The organism is Streptomyces rimosus (assembly GCF_008704655.1).
In the GTDB taxonomy this organism is placed as follows: domain Bacteria; phylum Actinomycetota; class Actinomycetes; order Streptomycetales; family Streptomycetaceae; genus Streptomyces; species Streptomyces rimosus.
Genome location: NZ_CP023688.1, coordinates 6,723,791 through 6,746,302, shown reverse-complemented (window position 1 = coordinate 6,746,302; position 22,512 = coordinate 6,723,791). Strand labels below are relative to the sequence as shown.

Genomic DNA, 22,512 nt, shown 5'->3' with positions numbered 1-22,512 from the left:
CGCCCGGCTCGCGTCAGATGAGGGCGGCGGCCTCTTCGAGGGAGAGGCCGCCGCCTTCGGCGTGGGCCCGTTCGTAGGCGGCGTCGTCGAGGACCGCGCGGACCTCGACCTCGGCCCTCTCCCGGTTCCTGCGGATGACCCGCGGCGGCCGGTGGGAGGTGCTGCGCAGCGCGTCGTACGCACCGATCAGCCGCGCCGCGTCCGGCCCGCCCGCCTCACCCCGTACGCCCAGCAACGCCCGTGCGCCGGTCAGGAGTTGGACGACCGGCAGATCCGGCGCGACCACCTGCACCAGCTCGTCCCGGAACTTCGGCATCGCCGCGCGGAACCGGGGCAGCACATCGTCGTAGCGCCCTTCCTCGACGTCCAGCGCGACCAGCGCCGCCATCACCACACCCTGGAACAGCTCCGGGGCGCGCTGCCCGAACAGGTCCCGCACCTCCTCCAGGTGGCCGCGCGCTTCCCGCAGCTCCCCGACGCAGGTGAGGTGCATGGCGAGCGTGAGATGCGCGAACGGCCCGGCGTCCCGGCCGCTTCTGCCCTTCTCCGCCAGTTCGATCACTTCGCGCAGCAGGCGCTCGCCGTCCGCCACCGCGCCGTCCTCGATCAGGACGTTGCCGAGCCGGGTGCGCAGCAGCAGGATCTGGCCGGACGCCCCCAGTTCCTCGGCGTAGCGCATGGCCGCCCGGTAGTCCTCGGCCGCGAGCGCGTACTCGCCCCGCCCCTCGCGGGCCTCGCCGCGCCCCGCCAGGGCTTCCGCCGCGCCCCACGCGTCACCGAGCCGGACGAAGATCTCCAGGGATTCGTCGGCGTCCTGGCGGGCCTGGGCCAGCCCGTCCCGCCGGTCGTTGAAGATCTTGGCGCGCAGCTGGAGGACGTTCGCCAGCTCCCATTCGTAGCCGTACTCCCGGCAGGCGCTCACCGCCTGGTGGACGAGGTTCGCCAGGTCGTCGAACCGGCCCGTCATCATCATCGCGTAGTACCACAGGACGCCCGGCACCTTGCACGTCTGCGGCATGTCGCTGCGGTACGCGGCCAGGATGCCCGCCAGCTCCTCCCGCCGCTCCGGGTTGCCCAGGACCGCGATGTCGCTGTCCGAATTGGCCAGCCCCACCAGCCGCACCTCGCGACGCGCCTCCTGCAGCTGCTCCGGGTCCATCGGCGGCGGCGCGTCGATGGGCCGCGCGTGCAGGACGGGCGCGGGCTCGACGGGCGGCGCGAAGGGGTCGGGGCCGAGCGCCGCCACGGCGGCCGACCAGGCACGGGCGTCGGCGCGGTGGTCGCGCAGCGACCAGAACCACTGGAGGGACAGCACCAGGCACAGCGCCTCGTGCTCGTCGCGCACGGCGACGGCCCGGCGCAGCGCGGTCCGCAGATTGTCGTGCTCCAGCTCCAGCCGCTCCAGCCAGGCGCACTGCTCCGGGCCGCGCAGCAACGGGTCGGCCGTACGGGCCAGTTCGCGGTACGCGACCAGGTGCCGCCGCTCGGCCGCGGCCCGCTCCCCCGCCTCGTCCAGCCGCTCGCCGGCGTACTCCGATACGGTTTCCAGCAGCCGGTAGCGCATCCGCCCGTCCCCGCCCGGCGCGGCGACGACCAGCGACTTGTCGATCAGCGACCCGAGCAGGGCGGCGACGTCGCGGGGTGCCACCGAGCCGCCCGTACTCCCCTCGTCCGCGCAGACCTCCTCCGCCTGGGCGAGATCACAGCCGCCGGAGAAGACGGACAGGCGGCGCAGCACGGCGCGCTCGGGGTCGTCGAGCAGGTCCCAGGACCAGTCCACCACCGCGCGCAGCGTCTGCTGCCGGGGCAGTACGGTACGGCTCCCGCTGGTCAGCAGCCGGAACCGGTCGTCAAGCCGGTCGGCGAGCTGGCGCGGGGTGAGCAGCCGCAGCCGGGCCGCGGCCAGTTCGATGGCGAGCGGCAGCCCGTCGAGCCGCCGGCAGATCTCCGCGCACGCGACCGGGTCGTCCTCGACGCGGAACCCGGGCCGGGCCGCGGCACCACGGTCCGCCAGCAGCCGCAGCGCGACCGGGTCGGGCAGCGGTTCCACCGGCCGCAGCGCCTCCCCCGGCACGGCCAGCGGCTCCCGGCTGGTGGCCAGCACGGTCACCCCGGGACACTCGGCCAGCAGCCGGTCCGCCAGCTCCGCGGCGGCGCCGATCACATGCTCGCAGTTGTCCAGGACGAGCAGCATCCGGCGGCTCGCGCAGTGCTCGGCGAGGCGCGCCATCGGGTCGTACGTGGTCGGGTCGGCCGCGGCGCGCAGTTCGTCGGCAGTGGTGCGGACGACGGTCTCGCGCGCCCCGAGCGCCGTGAGCACCGCCTCCGGCACGGTCTGCGGATCGTCCACGGGCGCCAGCTCCGCGAACCACACGCCGTCCGGCCACATCCCGGGCGCCGCGGCGGCCGCCGCCTCGGCGCTCTCCTGCGAGAGCCGCGTCTTGCCCGCCCCGCCCGGCCCGAGCAGCGTCACCAGCCGGTGCACGCCCAGATCGGCCCGGATCACCGCGAGGTCGTCCTCCCGCCCGACGAAGGAAGTGGTACGGGTACGGAGGTTGCCGCGACGGGGGGCGGGTGCGGGGGCCGGGTGATCGGCCGCCGCTGCCCCATGGGCCACAGCCTCCCCCGTAACCGCCTCCTCCTCCCGCAGCAACTCCATATGAAGGGAACGCAGTTCAGGGCCCGGGGCCGCGCCGAGACGGTCGGCAATATCGGCCTGCACCGAGGCATACGCATCGAGCGCTTCGGCCGTACGCCCCGCCGCCCGCAGCGCGCGTAGACGCAGGGCCTGGAGCGGTTCGTCGAGCGGATGGTCCTCGCACAGGGTCGTCAGCGCGGGCAGGGCCTGGCCGGGCCGGCCGAGGGCGACATCGGCGGCGAGCCGCGTACGCCGGGCTTCCAGGTGAGCACGTTCGGCGCGGGCCGCCTCGCCCGCCGCCTCCGGGAGATCGGCCAGCGCGGGGCCGCGCCACAGCGCCAGGGCGTCGTCCAGCAGCGCGGCGGCCTTGACCGCATCGCTGTCGGCCAGCGCCCGCGCCCCCTCGTCCGCCAGCTGCTCAAAACGGTGCAGGTCGACATCGGCGGGGACGGCACAGAGCCGGTACCCGCCGTGTACCGAGGCGATCGCCTCCCGGCCGACGGACCGGCGCAGCCGCGCGATCAGCGCCTGCAACGCGCCGGTCGCGTCGGCCGGCGGCCGAGGACCCCAGACGTCGGCGATCAGCAGCTCGGCGGTGAGGGCCCGGCCGGGACGCAGCGCGAGCGCCGTGAGCAGCGTGCGCAGGCGGGGCCCGCCGATGGCGACGGGCGTCCCGTCGCTCCGGTGGGCCTGGGCCGTCCCGAGGATTCCGTAGCGCACCGCACCATTGTCCTGTACGCACGAACGATTCACGGCCCACACTCCGCGCGCGCCACGGCCCCGTACCGCCACCCCGTCCGCCCCGACCCCGATTCCGTCATGGGGCCAGCCTGCCCGGAACTCCCCGCCCGCCGCCCGTCGTTTTCCGTGCACGGTCGCCCCGCCCGTCGATTACGGTCGTGACTGCCTGTCACAGCGAAACCGGGAGCACCACACGATGACCACAGCAGCACAGCGCGCCGACCGCCGCGTCAGCCCGGTCTTCCTCGCGCTCGTCGCCGTCATGGCAGTGTCGGGATGGGCCGTCTGGACGGGACGCCTCGCGGCCAGCCCCGGCTTCGCCGTCTTCCTGTTCGTGGTGTCCGGGTGGATCGTCTCGCTGTGCCTGCACGAGTACGCCCACGCCCGTACGGCACTGCACAGCGGCGACATCTCCATCGGCGCCAAGGGCTATCTCACCCTCAACCCCCTCAAATACACCCATGCGCTCCTCAGCATCGTCCTCCCGGTGATCTTCGTGATCATGGGCGGCATCGGCCTGCCCGGCGGCGCCGTCTTCATCGAACGCGGCCGCATCCGGGGCCGCTGGCGGCACAGCCTGATCTCGGCGGCCGGCCCCCTGACGAACGTCCTCTTCGCCGCGGTCGTCTCGGCCCCCTTCTGGCTCGGCGCCATGGACGACGTCCCCCGCGACTTCCGCTACGCCCTCGCCTTCCTGGCCCTCCTCCAGGTAACCGCCGCCATCCTCAACTTCCTCCCGGTCCCCGGCCTCGACGGCTACGGCGTCCTCGAACCCTGGCTCTCCCCCACCATCCGCCGCCAGGTCGAACCCTTCGCCCCCTTCGGCCTGATCGCCGTCTTCGGCCTGCTGTGGGTCCCGGAGATCAACCACATCTTCTTCGACGCGGTGGACGCGATTCTCCGCGGCCTGGGCATCGGAAACTGGGACACGTACTGGGGCCAGGAACTGTTCCGGTTCTGGCAGGGGGAACCGGAGATTCCGCAGGTGGGTGGAGCGGGCCTGTCGTAGCCGTACGGGCGCCTCCCGTCCGGCGGCGTAGCCGTACAGGCCACCTCCCGTTCCCCCCCCCGAGCGGTCAGCCCACCACCGGCACGCCTGGGCACTCGGCACTACTCGGGCTGCTTCGTCGTGGTGTCCGGGATGATGAAGCCGCGGACCGGTGCGTCGTCACGCCCTTCGTCCTCCTGCGCTGCCCGGTACGCCCGCACGAGTTCGGCATAGCGGGGATTCGTCCACTCGGCCATGGGGCCTCCAATCGACGTGCCGAGTGTGGCAGAAGTGAGCTACGGCTTGTCGCGGCACGGCGGCTCCGCGCGAGGCAGATGACAGGTTGGGCCGGGCATGACTGAACCCGTTCCGCACACCGGCCTGTCCGCCGAGTCCAGCCACACCCGCTCGCCGTCACCATCCACAGTCAGCCCGAAACGCTCAATTCCCGGCCTTCCCCGCCCCTCCCACCAACGATGGGCAGCAACCACTTCGTCCCACAGCCGCCGGGGACCGCCCTGATACACCTCGAACTCCACACACCCCGGTACGTAATCGACCGTCGCCCACGAGGTGACGGCCATATCCCGGAGCCACAACGTATAGGAACCGTCCTCGTACGATTCCATCCACGGAAACGCATTCGGCACCTGGACACCAATGGCGAACATGACCTCCCACTCCCCCACCGCATCCGGGGAAAGAAAGGTCGTACCGCGCACCCCATCCGCCGGCCAATCGCAGCCCCCGAGATATTCCCGTACGTGTTTGCGTACGGAACGCTGAGCACGCAGCCGCATAAACGCCGACGACCCCACAAACCGGCCCGCCGCCGTCCCGTCCCCGGCCACGGAAAGCCGGACCACCGCCTCGCCGCCGTAAACCGGCCCCCAAGGGGCGACCACGATCCCGCCCGGCTTCGTCTGCGTCACCCATGCCCGCGGCACACGGCCAATGGAACACGTGGCGATCACGCGATCGTACGGTCCACCCTCGGCATATCCCTCGACCCCGTCCCCGACGACGGCCAGCGGCTCGAACCCCGCCTCCGCAAGGCGCCGCCGCGCATCCCGGGCGCTGCCTTCATCCACCTCCACGGTGACGACATTCTCCGCCCCGACCCGATGGGACAACAGCGCCGCATTCCACCCGGTACCGGTGCCGATCTCCAGCACCCGGTGCCCCTTTTCCACGCTCAACGCGTCCAACATCGAGAAAACCATCGTCGGCATCGAACTGGAACTGGACGGAATGCGCCCCTTCCCGGGCCCGGTGTACTCCCCGTCATCCCATTGCGTCGTAATCGGCGCGTCACGGTGGACAGCCGCCCACCACGCCTCGGGCTCCTCACCACGCATCACCCGATCGTCCTGCCGATTCCCACCACCACGACCGGGCCAGATCACGTCGGGCACGAACCAATGACGCGGCACCGCCTCGTAGGACGGCAGCCAGTCACTCGTGAGCGCGCCCTTCCCCATGAGCACAGCGGCGAGCCCTTCCGGCCCCGCCGCCATTTCCTCGTGCACGTTCACCGGCCTTCCGCCGGGTCCTGGCCGTCATTCGTGTTGCCGCCCTCGTCCGAGCCGCCGCCCCCGTGCTTGTTGCCGCTGTCGCTGTCGTCCTGCGGGTTCCCGCTCTTCATCAACCACCAAGCCACGACGTTCTCCCCTCGCCTGCGCTGCACCGGACCGCGCCCCACTCCCGCACCGCTAACGTCCCCCTGAACAACCCGGTGACGCGGATGCCGACGAATCTCATTGCTCGCGTCCACAGCCACAAAGAGATGCCCCGCATCCCGCGCCGCATCCCGCCGCGCGGCTTCCGCCGCGCAACGAGCGCAGCCGTCCCTCGGGGCGGGGTTGATGTCTCCGGCGAACGGGTCCAGCAGGTGAACGGGGGGATCGAGGGTTCCTCGGTGTTGGTTCATGAGGCAACCCTGTCGCTGAAGCGCCACGCACAACAGCCGCCCCATGTCGGCCCCTTGTCGGCCCCGTGTCGGCCAGTATGGAGGCATGCCGGAAGACATCGGGGCCCGCATCCGCCACCTCCGGGGCGAGCGCTCGCAAGCGTGGTTGGCGCGTGAGGTCTGCAAGGCCGCCGGTGTCTGCGGCGATCCCGTGACGCGGAAAGAAGTCAGCAGGTGGGAGCTGGGGAAGCGGGTCCCCAGGGAGTGGCTGCCGTTCATCGCCGCGGCCTTGGACGTATCGGTGGAGCGGCTGCGCGAGGACGTGCACGAGCGCGTGCCGCTGCTGCGTCTGAACGAAACGCGCGGGGCCGAGTACGCGCAGGCGATCCGGGAGGCGTCCCAGCGGCTGATCTTCCTGGACAACGAGTTGACGGGAATGCCCATCGCCGAAGTGGCGGCACGCACCTTCAAGAGCGTGCACAAGCGGTTGGGTGTCGGTGACTACGACAGCACGTACGAGCGCGACATCAGGTCGGCGGCGAGTGAGCTGGCCGAGGTCGCCGGCTGGGTGCTTTTCGATGCCGAGCTGCACGACGCCGCGCGGCGCTTCAATCAAGAGGCGCTGTTTCTGGCGAAGCTGTCCGGCGACCGGTCGATGGAGTTGCTCATTCTGCAGAACATCGCGATGCATTCCGGCTGGCTCGGCCGCTACCGCGAGGAGCTGGCCGTGGCTCGTGCGGTTATCGAGCAGGATCACCTGTCGCCCCGGGTAGAGGCGATCTTCCGCGTGCGTGAGGCGAAGGGGCTTGCGGGCTGCGGTGCCCTCACCGAGGCCGGGCGCTCATTCGACAGGGCGCGATCGCTGCTGGAGTGCGACGGCAGGTCTCAAGATCCGGCGTGGTCGTGGTGGATCCTGACGAACGAGATCGATGGGCACCACGGCCACGCCATCCAGACCGCGGGCGACCACGCAGGGGCCGTCCCTTTCCTCCAGCGCTCCGCGGAGCAGCGAGGCGGACCCGTCGTCGGGCATCGGGGCATGGCCGCCGCCCGACTCCTGGACTGCCTACTGCACCTCCGCGCGTGGCGCGACGCCGAAGAGCTGGTGGCCGCGATAGTACCCACCGTCGGCGAGACCGCGTCCGTACGTACCCGGCGGCTGCTGGACGAAGCCGTACGCAACGGCCTCGCCGCCACCGGAGCCCCACCCGCGCTCCGCGATGCCCTCAAGCACCTCGGAGACGCCGTGCGCGCCGATCCGTACGCGCTCTGACCAGGCGGTTCTCAGCCGGCTGCGGCCGCACCGTCCTGGCCCGCCCGCTCCATCTTCGCCTTCCGCACATAGAACCACGCCATGTTGCTGCTGATCCCCGCCATCAAGATCCACACGATGCCGAGCCAGCTGCCCTGGGCGAACGAGACGACGGCCGCGGCGACGGCGAGGGCGCAGACGACGAGGGCGAAGACGGCGAGGCGGGGCATGGGGTGGGCTCCTGTGGGTGGGGTGTGGCGTTTTCTCCCAGTGTCCACCATGGCCGTGGGGCGGGGGCCGAGGGCCCCGGTGGCCGGGGCCGGCCGGCCCCCGGAGGGGGCGGTGGTGGGCCGCCCCCGAGGGGCCCGTAGGTCAGTCGGCCCGTTCCCCGGCGACGTAGCGCCGCGCTTCGCGACGCGCCTCATGGCGTGTCTTGCGGTTGGCGGAGCGTACGTACCCCTGCCACTCCTTCGTGCAGCCGCGCCGCTGGCAGCCGGCGCAGCAGGTGTGGCCGAGGAGGAGCGTGCCGGGGTGCTCCCAGCGGCAGCGGGTGTCGGCGGCCTCCCGCGTCGGGTGGGGCGGGAGGTCGCAGGGGCCGTAGCGGTGGTCGTGGAGCGGCCGGGGGTCGTGCTCCGCGTGGCGTACCCACAGTGGTTTCGTTTTGTCCGTGCGGGACATCGCGTTCCTTCCGGAACCCGCCGCCCGGGCTCCCGGACTTTCCGGGCGGGCGGCTAAGGCAACCACTGCATGGCGTCACCTTTCGTGAGGGGGGAAGGGCCTGCGGACTATACGTCCGTGATGCGCAGGCCCGCATGCGCTTTGTAGCGCCGGTTGGTGGAGATGATGTTGGCCACCAGGGATTCCACCTGGTGCGCGTTGCGCAGGCGGCCCGCGTAGATGCCGCGCATGCCGGGGATGCGGGCGGCAAGGGCCTGGACCTGGTCGGTGTCGGCGCGCGATTCGCCGAGGACCATCACGTCGGTGTCGATCTCCTCGACCTCCGGGTTCTGGAGGAGGACCGCGGAGAGGTGGTGGAAGGCGGCGGTGACGCGGGAGTCGGGGAGCAGGGACGCGGCCTGTTCGGCGGCGCTGCCTTCCTCCGGCTTGAGCGCGTAGGCGCCCTTCTTGTCGAAGCCGAGCGGGTTGACGCAGTCGATGACGAGCTTGCCCGCGAGTTCCTCGCGGAGGGACTGGAGGGTCTTGGCGTGGCCGTCCCACGGTACGGCGACGATCACCACGTCGCTGCGCCGCGCGCACTTCGCGTTGTCCGCGCCCTCGACGCCGTGGCCCAGCTCGTCGGCGGCGGCCTGTGCGCGCTCCGCCGCGCGGGAGCCGATGATCACCTTCTGGCCGGCGCGGGCGAGCCGGTACGCCAGACCGCGGCCCTGGTCACCGGTGCCGCCGAGGACACCGACGACGAGGCCGGAGACGTCGGGGAGGTCCCAGGGGTCCTTCTTGAGCGCCTTCTTGGCCTCGGTCGCGACATTAACGGGCTGCGCGTCGTTGCCGGTCCGCGCATCGTCGGAAGTAGTCATGACAGCGATACTGTCACGCCTTCACGCTGCCCTCCGTGAGCCCCGTACGCCAGTACCGCTGGAGGACCGTCATCAGCACCATCAGCGGCAGTACGGACAGGAACGCGCCGCCCACCGTGTACTGGTACAGCTCCGGCTGCCGGTCCGCGTACCCGGTCCAGGAGGTCAGGCCGAGCTGGATCGGATAGAGGTCGGAGTCGGAGAGCATGACCAGCGGCAGGAAGTAGTTGTTCCAGATGTGGACGAACTGGAACAGGAAGACGGTGACCAGGGCCGGGGTCATGAGGCGTAGGCCCAGCCCGGCGAAGATCCGGGCCTCGCCCGCGCCGTCGATGCGGGCCGCCTCCAGGAGCGAGTCGGGTACGGCGGCGGCCGCGTAGATCCGGCAGAGGTAGACGCCGAAGGGGCTCACGACGCTGGGGAGGAGCACCGCCCAGTAGGTGTTGGCGAGGCCCATGGAACTGAAGAGGAAGTAGAGGGGGAGGGCCAGGGCGGTGACGGGGATGAGGACGCCGGCCAGGACGAGGTTGAAGACGGCTCCGCGGCCGGGGAAGGGGAATTTGGCGAGGCCGTAACCGGCCGCGGCGGAGAGCAGGGTGGCGGCGAGCGCGCCCACCCCCGCGTACAGCAGGGAATTCGCGAACCAGCGGACGTAGACGCCGTGGTCGTAGGTGAGGACGTCGCGGAGGTATTCCAGCGGGCGCGGGTGGGCGAACCAGAAGCCGAAGGTGCCGAAGAGATCGGCGCTGTTCTTGGTGGCAGAGACGATCAGCCAGTAGACGGGGGTGAGGAAGTAGATCGCGGCGAGGGTGAGGAGGGTGGCGGTGATGATGCGGTAGCGGAGGGGTGGACGGGTGGCCGTGCCGGACGGGTGGGGGGCGGCCCGGGGAGCCCGTACGGGTACGGGGGCCTCGTGGACGGTGGTACGGGTCATCGGCCGCTCCCCTCGTCCCGCCGCCCCACCAGCCGCAGGAACCCGAACGACAGCACGCAGGCGACCAGTGCCAGCAGTACCGCCTCGGCCGCCGCCACGTGCTGGTTGTTGCTCACGAACGCCTCGCTGTACGCGTGCAGGTTGGGGGTGAAGCCGGAGTCGATGGTGGCGGCGAGGGGCCGCAGCACCATCGGCTCGGCGAACAGCTGGAGGGTGCCGATGATGCTGAAGACGGTGGTCAGCACGAGCGCGGGCCGGATCAGCGGGATCTTGATGTGCCGGGCGACGTGCCAGGCGTTCGCGCCGTCGATGCGCGCCGCCTCGTACAGTTCGTCCGGTACGGCCTTGAGCTGGGAGATCAGTACGAGCATGTTGTAGCCGGTGAACTGCCACAGGACGATGTTGGCGATGGACCACAGGACGGTGTCGCGGGCGAGGAAGTCGACGTGCACGCCGAGCGACCCGGCGATCTCCACGAGCGGGCTGATGCCCGGTACGTACAGGAAGCCCCACAGGATGGAGGCGATGACGCCGGGGACGCCGTACGGCAGGAAGAACGCGCTGCGGAAGAACGTGACGCCGCGCGCGCTCGCGCTCTCCAGGAGGAGGGCGAGTACGGTCGCCAGGGCGATCATCAGCGGTATCTGGACGGCACCGAAGAGCAGGACCCGGCCGAATCCGGTCAGGAAGCGGTCGTCGGCGAGCGCGTGCGCGTAGTTCGCGAGACCCGCGAAGACCTCGCGCTCCCGGCCGCCGAGGCCGAGCGGGCCGGTGCGCTCGGTGCGGTGCAGGCTCTGGTGGACGGCGTAGACGATCGGGGCGATGAAGCAGAGGAGGAAGAGGGCCAGGAAGGGCAGGACGAAGCCGGCGGCGGCGCGGGCGTTGCGGGCTTCGGTACGGGTGAGGCGGGGGCGGCGGGTGTGCCGTACGGGGCGGGCCGGACGGCCGGCCCAGGTGCGTGTCCGGTTCGCTCCCCTCACCCGCCGCTCTCCACCTTCAGGCCCTTGCCCCGCAGGTCGGAGACGGTCTGCGCCTGTACGGTCCGCAGTACCGACCGGAACGAGCTGCCCTCGTCCAGCGCCTCCGTGAAGGCGTCGCCGAGCCGCTGGTAGAGGGTGTCCACGCCGGGACCCCACTGCCAGCTGGTGTCGACGTGCGCGCCCGCGTCCGCGAAGACCTTGCTGTACGCCTGGCCGCCGAAGAAGTCGCGGTACACGTCGAGGTCGCTGGTGGCGTAGCCCTTCTTCGCACTCGGGAAGCCGTAACCGCCCTCTATCAGCAGGGCGATGGACTTGGGGTCGGAGTTGAGCCAGAGGGCGAAGGCCAGCGCGTCCTTGGGGTAGGCCGCTTTCGCGAAGACGGCCGTGGTGGAGCCGCCCCAGTTGGCGTGTACGTTGGCGCCCTTCTGCCACTGGGGCAGCGGCGCGACACGCCACTTCCCCTTGGTGCCGGGCGCATTGCCCGCCAGCAGCGCGTCACCCCAGCTGGCTCCGATCCAGGCGGGGATGGCACCGGTCTGGATGTCCTTGTACCAGGCGTTCTGCCGGTCCGGGATCGTCTTGACCAGCTTGCGGCGGACCAGCGACTCCCAGTAGTCGGCGACCTTGCGGGTGGGGTCGTCGTCGATGCGCACGGTCCAGGTGTCGCCCTGGGCGGCGTACCACTTGGCGCCCGCCTGCCAGGACAGCCCGGCGAAGCGGTTGCCGTTCGTGGGTGCGAACGTCTCGATCCAGGCGCCCTGCCGCCGGACGGCCTTGGCGGCCTCCTCGTACTCGTCCCAGGTCTGCGGGATCTGGAGGCTCCACTTGTCGAACAGGTCCTGGCGTACGAAGAAGCCCATCGGGCCGGACGCCTGCGGAATGGCGTACACGCCCCGGCCGAACACCGACTGCTGCCACTGCCAGCCCACGAACCGGTCCTTGTAGCGGGCGGCGCCGAGGGCCGACAGGTCGAAGAGGGCGTTGTCGAGCAGGAAGCTCGGGATGACCGGGAACTCGATCTGGGCGAGGTCCGGCGGGTTCCCGGCTTTGACGGCGGCGTGCATCTTGGCGTACTGGCGGCCGTCGACGGCGGACACCTTCTCCACCTTGACCTGCACGTCCGGGTGTTCGCGGTTCCACAGGTCCACCGGTTTGTCGATGCCCGGCACCCACGACCAGAAGGACAGCTGGATCTTCTGGCCCTTCTCGCGTTCCTTCGGCGCCGCGCCACCGTCCCCGTCGCCACCATCGCCGCAGCCCGCCAGCGTGAACCCGGCGGCGGCCGCGGCGGCCCCGCCGAGCAGGGCCCGGCGGCGGAGCCCGGGCGCCGGGCGGCCCCGGTCACGGTCCCGGCCGTCATCGTACGTACCGGTGCTCATACCAGCTCCTCCACGGGGATGCGGCGGAAGGTGATCGTCGAATAGGCGCTGAAGTCGCCCGTCTCGTAGAGCAGTCCGACGGTCGCGCCGTCGATCCGTACGAGATCGGAGTAGGCGGCCGGCAGCCCGTCGACGGTGTGTGCCACGTGCCAGGTCAGGCCGCGGTCGCGGCTCGCCCGTACGGTCATCAGCGCGCGGTCGGCCGGGTCGGCGGGGCCGGAGAAGAGCAGCACGTCGGGCTCGCCCAGGTGCAGCACGCTGCCCTCGACGACGGGCCCGGTCAGCCCGGCCTGCGGGCGGAAGGGCTTGATCAGCTGCTCGCCGCCCGACTCGGGCGCGGAGTGGGCGTCGGCGCGGTTGCCGGGGGCCGGGGAGTCGTTGCGGGTGTTGAAGTAGAGGGCGCCGTCCGGGAGTTCCGCGGCGGTGGTCTCGTTGGCGTTGATGTAGTTGTTGGGTTTGCTGTCCGTGTAGCCGATGCGCCAGCTCTCGCCCTCGTCGTCGCTGAGCAGGACGTGGCCGCCGTTGTAACGGCCTTCGGTGCCGTTGTCGCCGGTGTAGGTGGGGGCGGTGGAGTGGTTGGCGGGGACGACGAGGCGGCCGGCGTGCGGGCCGTTACGGAGTTGCAGGGCGTGGCCGGGGGTGGTGGCGTACCAGCGCCAGTCGGAGCGCTTGACCTGTGCCGTGATCTCGCGCGGCGCGCTCCACGTGGCACCGTCGTCGTCGCTGTGCTGCACCCATACGCGCCGCCCGTCGGCGGCGGACACCAGGCCGCGGCGGATGCGTTCCTCGGTGGCGGTGGCGGCGTTGCGTACGTGGAGGAGGACGATCCGGCCGCCGTCCAGCACCACCGGGGCCGGGTTGCCCGCCGTGCCGGTGCCGTTGCGGGCGACGACCTGGAGCGGGCCCCAGGTGCGGCCGCCGTCGGCGGAGCGTTTGAGCACGAGGTCGATGTCGCCGTGGTCGGCGGCGCTGTGCACCCGGCCCTCGGCGAAGGCGAGCAGGGTGCCGGGGCCGGCGTCTTCGGCGGCCGTGCTGCCGGTGCCGGTGCCTTCGGCGGTCGCGGGGCGGGTGATCACCACGGCCGGGATGCGGAAGCTCGCGTAGCCCTCGGAACCGGCGCGGAACGGAAGGGAAGTCTCGTGCGCCATGGGTCCTCCCCCAACGGCCGGACGTAGGACGTCCTCTGTCAGCGTGACCATAGGGAGCCCCCAACTGACCGTCAAGGCACGGCACACGTCTGGCGCGGCCGTCCACCCGACCGCTTCACCAGGGCGGAAACGGCACCGGAAAGACGTTTGGACGATGCCTGGATGACGCCCTGATGACGTGTGGACGACGCCCGCCCGATGCCCGGCGGCGCCCGCCCGAAATTCCGTTGCCCCTCCCCGCCCCCATCGCACGATGGTGCGTTGCGACCGACACAGACCATCCCCCACGACGCCGCCGCGCCGCCGCCCTGCTCCCCGACCTGGCGCCCTGGCGCTCGTCCGCCGACTTCCGCCGGATGTGGTGCGCGTGCGCGGTGACCGTGTTCGGGTCGTGGCTGACGCTGGTCGCGGTGCCGTTCCAGCTCAAGGAGCTGACCGGCTCGACGCTCGCGGTCGGCGCGGTGGGCGCGGTGGAGATCGTGCCGCTGATCGTCTTCGGCCTGTACGGCGGCGCGCTCGCGGACACCATGGACCGCCGCAAGCTGATCCTGTGGACCGAGGTGGCCCTCGGCCTGCTGTCGGTGTTGCTGCTGCTCAACAGCTTGCTGCCGCACCCGCTGATCTGGCCGCTGTACGTGATCGTGGCGGCATCCAGCGCGCTGACCGGACTCCAGCGCCCGGCCATCGACGCGATCGTGCCGCGTATCGTCCCGCACGACCAGCTGCCCGCAGCGTCCGCGCTGAACGCCCTGCGCTGGCAGATCGGCGCCATCGCCGGACCTGCCCTGGCCGGTGTGCTGATCGCGTACGCGGGGCTGCGCTGGGCGTACGCGATCGACACCGTCACGTTCGCGATATCCGCCGCCCTCGCGGCCGGCCTGGCGGCCTCGCCCCCGTCGCACGACGCCGAGAAGCCGTCGCTGCGCGGTATCTGGGAGGGCGCCTGATACGCCTGGAGCCGCAAGGAACTGCTCGGTACGTACGCCGTCGATCTGACCGCGATGCTCTTCGCCTTCCCGATGGCGATCTTCCCGTTCCTGGCGGACGACTTGGGCGCGCCATGGGCGCTCGGGCGTGGGGGCCCCTCCCGCGCCCTTAAGGCGTGGGGGAGTACGCGGCGCTGCCTGCCGGGTCCTGCGTGGTCAGTCTGACCAGCGGCTGGACCTCACGGGTACACCGGCACGGGCGGGCGGTGCTGTTCGCGGCGGCGGCCTGGGGGCTGGCCATGACCGCCGCGGGCCGGGCGTCCAACGTCTGGCTGGTGCTGCTGAGCCTGGCCGTGGCCGGAGCCTGCGACATGGTCAGCGGAATCTTCCGGTCGGCCATGTGGAACCAGACCATCCCCGACGAGCTGCGCGGCCGGCTGGCGGGCATCGAGCTGCTGTCGTACTCGGTCGGGCCGCAGCTGGGCCAGGTCCGCTCGGGCGGCATGGCGGCCGTCACATCCGTACGGACCTCGGTATGGGCGGGCGGCGTGCTGTGTGTGGCCGGGGTGGTGGCGCTGGCCACCACGCTGCCGAAGCTGCTGGCATATGACGCGCGGACCAACGAGCACGCGGTACGGATGCGCGAGGTGCGCGGGGCGCAGACGGAGACGACGGCGGCGGCGTAGCCGGGCAACGGCGTGGTCGGGCGGCTGGACGGCCGCACCGGGCTGGGAGGCGTCCGGCCCGGCGCATCCCTACGCGCGCTCCTCCCGCCTACGCGGACTCCCCCGGCCCCTTCTCCTCGTTCTTCTCGTGCCACCGGGGATCGGTCTCCCACTCAAGGTTGCGCTCCTGGGCGGTCTGCATCGCGTGGGCCGCCTCCTCGCGCGTCGCGTACGGGCCGAAGCGGTCGGCGGCGCGGCACTGGGGGCCCTCTTCGACCGTTCCGTGCTTGAGGCAGTAGAACCATTCACCGGGCTTGCCGGCCGTCCGCCTCTTGAACAGCGCCATCGTGGCCTCCTGTGTGCGACTCCTGTGCCGCCATCCTGCCCGATGGGCCGCGGATACACTCGCTGGCATGTCTGGCCAGTCGCTTCTTGTCCCGGGGAAGATCTCCCCCACCCGTCCCGTCCCCGCCTCGATCCCCCGCCCCGAATACGTGGGCAGGCCCGCCCCCACGCCGTACACGGGTCCCGAGGTGCAGGACGCGGAAACGATCGAGCGGATGCGCGTCGCGGGGCGGATCGCCGCCCAGGCGATGGAGGAGGCCGCCAAGCTGATCGCGCCGGGCGTGACCACCGACGAACTGGACCGGGTCGCCCACGAGTTCATGTGCGACCACGGCGCCTACCCCTCCACCCTCGGCTACCGCGGCTTCCCGAAGTCGCTGTGCTCCTCGGTCAACGAGGTCATCTGCCACGGCATCCCGGACTCGACCGTCCTGAAAGACGGCGACATCGTGAACCTGGACGTGACCGCCTACATCGGCGGTGTGCACGGCGACAACAACGCCACCTACCTGTGCGGCGACGTGGACGAGGAGTCCAAGCTGCTGGTGGAGCGGACCCGCGAGGCCCTCAACCGGGCGATCAAGGCGGTCCGGCCGGGCCGCCAGATCAACATCATCGGCCGGGTCATCGAGTCGTACGCCAAGCGCTTCGGCTACGGGGTGGTCCGGGACTTCACCGGCCACGGGATCAACACGTCCTTCCACTCCGGGCTGATCGTGCCGCACTACGACAGCCCGCACCACACCACCGACATCAAGCCCGGTATGACCTTCACCATCGAGCCGATGCTGACGCTGGGCACCCACGAGTACGACATGTGGGAGGACGGCTGGACGGTGGTGACGAAGGACCGCAAGCGGACCGCGCAGTTCGAGCACACCCTCGTCGTCACGGACACCGGCGCGGAGATCCTCACGCTTCCGTAGTCCGCGCTTTCCGCGTCTTCTCCTCAGGCCGGGGCCCGCACGGCGGGTACCGGCCTGAGTGCTGCCATCTCGCTGCGCGCCGGGATCATCGACGGTAGGGTTTTACCGACAGGGTGTCGGGAAGTTTTACCGACAGCCCGTCGGCATCAGGTTGACTTAGGTAAGCCTAACCAACCACAATCTGATCCCGTACGCACCCCATCGGTCCCCGGAGGTCCGTCTTGGCCGCGCCCAGCTCGACCCCGTCCGCGCAGTCCGCCGCAGCGGTGCCGTTCTCCACGCTGATCCGCACGGCGTCGCACGAGCAGCACACGGAGGCCGAGAACTCGTCCTTCATGGGTGACCTGCTCGGCGGCAAACTCGGCGTCGCGGCCTACCGGCGCTACACCGAGCAGCTGTGGTTCGTCTACCGCGCGCTGGAGGACGCCTTCGAGGCGCTCGCCGACGACCCGGTCGCCGGGCCGTTCATCCGGCCCGAGCTGGCCCGTACGGCAGAGCTGGAGCGCGACCTGGCCCACCTCGGCGGCCCGTCCTGGCGCACCGGCCTCGCGCCCCTGCCGGCCACCGCCGCGTACGCCGAGCGCATCACCGAGTGCGCGAGCCGCTGGCCCGCCGGGTACGTGGCGCACCACTACACCCGCTACCTGGGCGACCTCTCCGGCGGCCAGATCATCCGCGGCACGGCCGAGAAGACCTGGGGCTTCGCGCGGAAGGGCGACGGCGTGCGGTTCTACGTCTTCGAGGGCATAGGCAACCCCGCCGCCTTCAAGCGCGAATACCGGGAGCTGCTGGACGCGCTGCCGGTGGACGACCTGGAGAAGCAGCGGGTGGTCGACGAGTGCAAGCGGGCCTTCGCGCTCAACACGGCGGTGTTCCGGGGTCTGGGCGCCGAGTTCCCGCTGAGCGCGTGAGCCGCTAGGGGCGTGGCGGTACGGGCCGCACGCTGCCGCCCAGGGCGATCGTGCCGTCCGGGTACGGCCGCGTGCGGATGCGGGAGCCGGTGCCCTGGCGGATGTCCAGGGCCCGGCCCAGTTCGTGGGTCAGGGTGAGCGCCGCCGCGCCGGTGGCCTCGTCCTCCACGATGCCGTCGCCGCGGCGCGGGAAGTAGCGGGCGCGCACGGTGCCCGCGTCCCGGTCCCGCCATGCCCATACGTAGAGCGGGCCTTCGCCGGGCGGCGGCCCGTCCAGCGCATCCACGTCGGCGGGCGTCGCGTACTCCTCCGTACGCCGCCCCGCCGACCACTCCGGCCGCCCGCGCACCCACACCACGTCCGCCCCGTCGTACATGACCGGCACCGCGCCGGCCGACGGGCGCAGCACGTCCACCGGCCGACCCAGGTGTCGCAGCAGCCACGCCGTGCCGACCAGAGGGTGCCCGGCGAAGGGCAGCCGCACGCTGGGTGTGTGGATGTCGAGCCGTCCGCTGTCCGCGTCGTCGATGAACACCGTCTCGCTGAAGCCGAGTTCGGCGGCCACCGCTCGGCGCGCGGCCTGATCCGGTACGGCGGCTCCGTCGGGTATGACGCCCAACGGGTTGCCGCCCTGGCCGTCGGGGCCGCAGAAGACGCGTACTACATCGAGGGCATGGGCCGGGCGGGTCGGGATCATGGCCGTATTCCATCGTGCCCGCGCCCGGGGCGGACCACCGGGGTGCGCGGTTACGGACGACGGCCCCCGAACGCCGGAGTACCCGCCGCGCGGAGGCATTGCGCGGCGGGTACGACCGGTCCCGGAGCCCGGGGCGCGCCGGTGGGGTGTGGGGAGCGCGGCCCTAGGGGGAAGCGGGGCCCGGGAAGGTGGGGGGGTAGGGGCGGGATGGGCCCGGTGATTCAGCGGGTGGCGCGGCGGCGTACGGCGTAGGTGGCGGCACCGCCCGCCGCGATCAGGCCGGCGGCCACGCCCGCCAGCGTGCCGGTCGGTGTCGAAGCACCGGTGGCCGCGAGCGATCCGCCGCCCGTGCCGCCGACGGTGCCCGCGCCGCTGCTGAACGAGGCAGCGCCGCTGCCGGACGCGCCGGACGAGCCCGAGCCCGAACCGGACTCCGAACCCGATCCGGCGTCGCCCGCCGGAAGCTGCGCGTCCGGGTCGACGGAGACGGTGGCCGTCACCGGGTCGAGGGCCTGGCCCGGCTGGTACATGCTCTCGAACGCCTTGGAACCGGCGGCGGTCAGCGTCGCGGGGACGTTCTTGAGGGTGACGACGCCGTTCTTGGCGACGAGGGCACCGGACGGGACCTTGAGGTCGGCGAGCGCCATGCCGGCGGTGTTGGTGACCTTGCCGGTGGCGCGGGACTTCGCCGAGACGTCCGCGACCAGCGTGCCCTTGGTGCCGGTGGCCTTGACCTTGAGGTTGCTGAACTTCAGGTCGAGCGCGCCCTCGTGGCCCGTGAAGCGGACCGAGCCGTTGAACTCCGCGGCGAGGGCGGACGTGGCGCCGTCGAACGTGCCGTGGCCCTTCGGGAAGCGGTAGCCGGCGGCGGAGGTGGCGGCGCCGCCCGCGAGTTCGGCCTTGCCGTGGGCGATGGGGCCGGTCACGTAGTCGCGGAAGGACTTCTTGACGCCCCAGTCGAGGGTGCCGTCGACGATCTTGTCGGAGGCGGCGGCCGGGGACGCGGCGGTGGAGGACGAGAAGGACCCGCCGGTGCGCTTCTTGCCAGACGTGCTGGGGGTGCTGGGGGTGTTGGGCGTGCGGGTGCCGGAGTCATGGCCGGAGCCCGAATTGCGCCCCGAGCCCGAACCCGAATCCGATCCGGTGCCCGGCTTCCCCGGCTCCGCGGGCTTCCCCGGCGTACCCGGCTCCTCCCGCTTCCCGGGCGTACCCGCCGCCGTCACCGACAGCGTGGCCGGGTCGAGTTCCTGCCCCTCCTTGTACATGCCGTTGAACGCTTCGGCGCCCTTGGCGGTCAGCTTGACCGGGATCTTCGCGAACGTCATCGCGCCGCCCGAGCCGTTGCCCGGCCGTACGCCCGACAGGTCGAGCGAGGCCAGCGCGACGTCGTCCTGGGTCTTGCCCGCCGCTGTGACGTCCGCGGTGATGGCCCCGGTCTTCCCCTTGGTGGCCACCTTGAGGTCCGCCAGTTTGATGTCAAAACCGTGCGCCTTCGAGGTGAAGCGGACGCTGCCCTTGAAGGTGGTGGCGACGGCGTGGGTGCTCATGTCGTACGTGCCGGTGCCGCCCGTGAAGGTGAACGGGCCGTTGTCCGGGGCCTGTCGGGCGCCGTCGGCGGCGGTGATGTCGCCGAGCGCCATGCCCTTGACGTACGTGCGGAAGGACTCCTTGACGCCCCAGTCGAGCGTGCCGTTCTTCAGCTCCAGTTCCGGTGCCGCCGCGCCGGCCGCGGGGGCGGCCGTGGCGGCGGTCGGCAGGCACAGGGCCGCGGTGGTGGCGGCGGTGGCGATGGCTGCCGCGAGGGCGAGCGGGCGGCGTATAACGGCCATGGTCGGTGGCTCTCCTTGGGTGGGGGTGCGGTGGGGCCGGGCGGGGTCAGTCCTGCGGGGGCGCCGTGGATGCGGTACGGCGGCGGGCGCGCAGGACGAGGAACGCGGCGACGGCGACGAGCAGCACGCCGGCCGCGACGAGGAGGGTGACGGTGCGGGCGGAGACCGGGGAGGAGTCGGGGGCCGGTGCGGCGGCCGGGGCCTGGTTCGCCCGCTTCCCGTCCCCGGCGGCGGCCTTCGGGTCGGTGCCGAGGTCGGGGAGGGCGGGGAGCGCGGCCTTCTTGTCGACGGCCACGGCGAGCGAGACGGGATCCATGCCGGTGCCCGCGCTGTACATGCCGCCGAATGCCTTCGCGCCCTCGGCGGTGAGCTTCGCCGGTACCTCGGTGAGGGTGATCAGGCCCTTCTCCGGGGTGAGCCGTTCGGCGTCGAAGGTGGCCAGCGGGGTGTGGGCGCTGCGCGTACCGCCGCTGGTGACATCGGCGGACAGGGTGCCCCGGCCGTCCTTCACCTCGACCGAGACGGCGGTCAGGGTCAGGTCCAGGTTCTTGCCGGTGAAGCGGAGGGTTCCGGCGAAGTCCGCGTCCAGCGTGCCCTTTTCGGCGTCGTACGTGCCCTTGCCGCGCGGGAAGCGGAACAGCGCGCCGCCGTCCTGGGCGCCGTCGGAAAGGTGCCACGATCCCTTGGCGATGCCGCCGGTGACGTACTCGCGGAAGGTGCGGCGCACGCCCCAGTCGACGGCGGCATTGGTGAAGGTGCCGCGCGGCGCGTCCGTGTCCTTGTCGTCGCCGTCCCCGGTCGGGGTGGCCGTCGGGCCGGCCTCCGCCCCGGCCCGTACGTCCGCCGACAGGCTCACCGGATCGAGCTGCGTGCCTTGCGTGTAGTACCCCGCGAAGGCCCGCGCGCCCTGCGCGGTCAGCTTCGCCGGGACGTTGGTGAGCGCGATCGGCGTGCCGCCGCCGCGCGTGTCCAGACCCCCGAGATCCAGCGTGGCCAGCGGCACCCGGGCGGCCATGGTGACGCGGCCGGTGCCCTTCTCCTTGCTGGTCATGTCGGCGAAGAGGGTGCCGCGGCCGTCGGCGACGGCGACCTGGGGGCGGCTGATGGTCAGGTCCAGTTCGTACGAGCCGTCCGGCTTGCGGTGGCCGGTGAAGTGGACGCCGCCGGAGAAGCTGACCGTCAGGGCGCCGCTGTCCGGGTCGTAACCGCCGGTCGCGGAGTGGAAGCGGAACCGGCTGTCGCCGACCGTGGCGGCGCCGCCGGTGAGGTTCCAACTCCCGTGCGCGATGGGCCCGGTGACGTAGGACTGGAAGGAGGATTTGATGCCCCAGTCCAGCCGCCCGCCCGCCACCGTGCGGGCTGCCGCCTGTGCGGTGTCCGCGGGCAGTGCGGGGAGCAGCGTGCCCAGCAGCGCCACCAGGAAAGCGGCGGTGAGCACGCGGGCACGGCCGCGCACGCGGCCGCCGGCCGGTCTGAACGGCAGCATCGGGGACCCCTCCAGGGCTAGCGAATAAGGTAAGGCTAACCTAAGGTGAGCGTGGCCGGATACGGAGCCCCGGGAGTCGCCCCGAGCCTCCCCGTCACCACAGGACCGGCCCAACCGGCGTACACAGAAAGGCGGGACAGTGACAGCAACCATCCGGGGGCCGGTCCGCCGGCGCCTGCCCCGGGGGCCGGTCCCCCGGCGCCTGTCACACCCCGCCGCGGCGCTCGCCGCCGCCCTGGCCTTCGCCCTCGCGCTCACCGGCTGCGGCGGCGGCACGGCCGCCGCTCCCCCGGACCGGCCCGCCGCCACCCCCGCCGCCGACCACGTCGAGCCCCTGTCCGGCCCCGCGCCCCGGCCCGCGCTGCCCGCGACCGTACGGTCCGCCGACGGCCACGACGTGACGGTCCGCAAGGCCGACCGGATCGTGCCGCTCACCGGCTCCCTCTCGGAGATCGTCTTCTCCCTCGGGCTCGGCGGCCGGGTCGTCGCGCGCGACATCACCGCCACCTTCGACCAGGCGGAGAAGCTGCCCGTGGTGACCCGCGCGCACGATGTGTCGGCGGAGAACGTGCTGTCGCTCAAGCCGGACGTGGTGCTGGCGGACACCTCCACGGGACCGGCGGAGGCCATCGGCCAGATACGGGAGGCCGGTGTCCCGGTCGTCACGCTCAAGCCCGCGACGCGGCTGGCCGACGTGGACACCCGTATCGACGCGGTGGCGGCGGCACTCGGCGTACCGAAGGCGGGCGACGCGCTCAAGGCGCGCACCGACGAGCGGATCAAGGCCGTCCAGAAGGGCGTTCCGCACGGCGGCGCGGCGGGCGAACGGCCCCGGGTGGCCTTCCTCTACCTGCGCGGCTCGGCCTCCGTCTACCTCATCGGGGGCGCCGGGTCCGGCGCCGACTCGCTGATCGAGGCGGCGGGCGGCGTCGATGCGGGCAAGGAGTCCGGGCTGAAGAAGGACTTCACGCCGATCACGAGCGAGGCGCTGGCGAAGGCCGCGCCGGACGTGATCCTGGTGATGCGCAAGGGGCTGGAGTCCGTCGGCGGGATCGACGGACTGGTGAAGATCCCCGGCGTGGCGCAGACACCGGCCGGAATGGACCGGCGGGTGGCCTCCATCGACGACGGCGTGCTGCTCAACTTCGGGCCGCGCACGGACACGGTGCTGCGCTCCCTGATCCGGCAGATCCACACCGACGCCCCCGCCAAGGGAAAGTGAG

General features: G+C 72.0%; 20 protein-coding genes and 1 pseudogene. 6 read left to right on the top strand and 15 right to left on the bottom strand.

The window, feature by feature from the left end:
* Positions 1-13: 13 nt before the first annotated feature.
* A complete protein-coding gene (locus CP984_RS29490; protein WP_003985043.1) occupies positions 14-3,358 on the bottom strand; it encodes an AfsR/SARP family transcriptional regulator in 3,345 nt (1,114 codons plus the stop codon).
* A 217-nt stretch (positions 3,359-3,575) separates the two neighbouring features.
* Between CP984_RS29490 and CP984_RS29485 the strand changes: the two genes are divergently transcribed.
* Positions 3,576-4,388, top strand: coding sequence for a site-2 protease family protein (locus CP984_RS29485; protein ID WP_003985044.1), 813 nt, complete (start codon positions 3,576-3,578; stop codon positions 4,386-4,388).
* Between the two features lie 101 nt (positions 4,389-4,489).
* Here CP984_RS29485 and CP984_RS42675 read toward each other — a convergent pair whose 3' ends face one another.
* The 3 genes from CP984_RS42675 to CP984_RS42670 are packed head-to-tail and all read right to left on the bottom strand — an operon-like array spanning position 4,490 to position 6,027.
* On the bottom strand, positions 4,490-4,624 hold the full coding sequence (locus tag CP984_RS42675; protein ID WP_255304241.1) for a hypothetical protein: 135 nt from the start codon (positions 4,622-4,624) through the stop codon (positions 4,490-4,492).
* Between the two features lie 39 nt (positions 4,625-4,663).
* On the bottom strand, positions 4,664-5,902 hold the full coding sequence (locus CP984_RS29480) for a methyltransferase domain-containing protein (protein ID WP_003985045.1): 1,239 nt from the start codon (positions 5,900-5,902) through the stop codon (positions 4,664-4,666).
* Complete coding sequence (locus tag CP984_RS42670; RefSeq protein WP_255304240.1) at positions 5,899-6,027, bottom strand: hypothetical protein; 129 nt, start codon at positions 6,025-6,027, stop codon at positions 5,899-5,901. Before CP984_RS42670 ends, CP984_RS29480 begins: the two co-directional genes overlap by 4 nt.
* Before the next feature lie 355 nt (positions 6,028-6,382).
* On the opposite strand from CP984_RS42670, the gene CP984_RS41535 reads away from it, so the two are divergent.
* A complete protein-coding gene (locus tag CP984_RS41535) occupies positions 6,383-7,549 on the top strand; it encodes a helix-turn-helix transcriptional regulator (RefSeq protein ID WP_003985046.1) in 1,167 nt (388 codons plus the stop codon).
* A gap of 11 nt (positions 7,550-7,560) precedes the next feature.
* Here the strand turns inward: CP984_RS41535 and CP984_RS29465 are convergent, their stop codons facing one another.
* The 7 genes from CP984_RS29465 to CP984_RS29435 form a co-directional block, all read right to left on the bottom strand.
* Positions 7,561-7,758, bottom strand: coding sequence for a hypothetical protein (locus CP984_RS29465; protein WP_003985047.1), 198 nt, complete (start codon positions 7,756-7,758; stop codon positions 7,561-7,563).
* Between the two features lie 142 nt (positions 7,759-7,900).
* A complete protein-coding gene (locus tag CP984_RS29460) occupies positions 7,901-8,206 on the bottom strand; it encodes a hypothetical protein (RefSeq protein WP_003985048.1) in 306 nt (101 codons plus the stop codon).
* 107 nt (positions 8,207-8,313) lie between these two features.
* Positions 8,314-9,063: an NADPH-dependent F420 reductase gene (gene npdG / locus CP984_RS29455; protein ID WP_003985049.1), complete on the bottom strand. Its 750-nt coding sequence runs from the start codon at positions 9,061-9,063 to the stop codon at positions 8,314-8,316.
* Between the two features lie 13 nt (positions 9,064-9,076).
* A complete protein-coding gene (locus CP984_RS29450) occupies positions 9,077-9,997 on the bottom strand; it encodes a carbohydrate ABC transporter permease (RefSeq protein ID WP_078575467.1) in 921 nt (306 codons plus the stop codon).
* The gene (locus CP984_RS29445; RefSeq protein ID WP_003985051.1) at positions 9,994-10,977 is read right to left on the bottom strand and encodes a carbohydrate ABC transporter permease; all 984 of its coding nucleotides are present in this window, start codon (positions 10,975-10,977) and stop codon (positions 9,994-9,996) included. Before CP984_RS29445 ends, CP984_RS29450 begins: the two co-directional genes overlap by 4 nt.
* Entirely contained in the window at positions 10,974-12,356 is a 1,383-nt protein-coding gene (locus tag CP984_RS29440; protein ID WP_043977718.1) for an ABC transporter substrate-binding protein, read from the bottom strand. Before CP984_RS29440 ends, CP984_RS29445 begins: the two co-directional genes overlap by 4 nt.
* Positions 12,353-13,504 (bottom strand): sialidase family protein, encoded by a 1,152-nt coding sequence (locus CP984_RS29435; protein ID WP_030181081.1) that lies wholly within the window; start codon positions 13,502-13,504, stop codon positions 12,353-12,355. The genes CP984_RS29440 and CP984_RS29435 overlap by 4 nt, the downstream gene beginning before the upstream one ends.
* 356 nt (positions 13,505-13,860) lie before the next feature.
* Here CP984_RS29435 and CP984_RS29430 point away from each other — a divergent pair.
* Positions 13,861-15,116 (top strand): annotated as a pseudogene (locus CP984_RS29430) (MFS transporter).
* Between the two features lie 88 nt (positions 15,117-15,204).
* Here the strand turns inward: CP984_RS29430 and CP984_RS29425 are convergent.
* Positions 15,205-15,441, bottom strand: a complete 237-nt coding sequence (locus CP984_RS29425) for a hypothetical protein (RefSeq protein WP_003986720.1) — start codon at positions 15,439-15,441, stop codon at positions 15,205-15,207.
* A 67-nt stretch (positions 15,442-15,508) separates the two neighbouring features.
* Here CP984_RS29425 and map point away from each other — a divergent pair, with 67 nt between their 5' ends.
* Both map and CP984_RS29415 read left to right on the top strand, forming a co-directional pair.
* On the top strand, positions 15,509-16,366 hold the full coding sequence (gene map / locus CP984_RS29420) for a type I methionyl aminopeptidase (RefSeq protein ID WP_003986721.1): 858 nt from the start codon (positions 15,509-15,511) through the stop codon (positions 16,364-16,366).
* 221 nt (positions 16,367-16,587) lie between these two features.
* Complete coding sequence (locus tag CP984_RS29415) at positions 16,588-17,277, top strand: biliverdin-producing heme oxygenase (RefSeq protein ID WP_003986722.1); 690 nt, start codon at positions 16,588-16,590, stop codon at positions 17,275-17,277.
* A gap of 4 nt (positions 17,278-17,281) precedes the next feature.
* Here CP984_RS29415 and CP984_RS29410 read toward each other — a convergent pair whose 3' ends face one another.
* From CP984_RS29410 to CP984_RS29395, 3 genes are all read right to left on the bottom strand, one after another.
* Positions 17,282-17,974, bottom strand: coding sequence for a PhzF family phenazine biosynthesis protein (locus CP984_RS29410; protein ID WP_003986723.1), 693 nt, complete (start codon positions 17,972-17,974; stop codon positions 17,282-17,284).
* A 221-nt stretch (positions 17,975-18,195) separates the two neighbouring features.
* Positions 18,196-19,803 carry an HtaA domain-containing protein gene (locus CP984_RS29400; RefSeq protein WP_003986724.1) on the bottom strand — a complete coding sequence of 536 codons (1,608 nt, stop codon included), beginning with the start codon at positions 19,801-19,803 and terminating at the stop codon, positions 18,196-18,198.
* 46 nt (positions 19,804-19,849) lie between these two features.
* Positions 19,850-21,289, bottom strand: coding sequence for an HtaA domain-containing protein (locus CP984_RS29395; RefSeq protein ID WP_003986725.1), 1,440 nt, complete (start codon positions 21,287-21,289; stop codon positions 19,850-19,852).
* A 139-nt stretch (positions 21,290-21,428) separates the two neighbouring features.
* Here CP984_RS29395 and CP984_RS29390 point away from each other — a divergent pair, with 139 nt between their 5' ends.
* The gene (locus CP984_RS29390; protein WP_030312098.1) at positions 21,429-22,511 is read left to right on the top strand and encodes a heme/hemin ABC transporter substrate-binding protein; all 1,083 of its coding nucleotides are present in this window, start codon (positions 21,429-21,431) and stop codon (positions 22,509-22,511) included.
* Position 22,512: the final 1 nt, after the last annotated feature.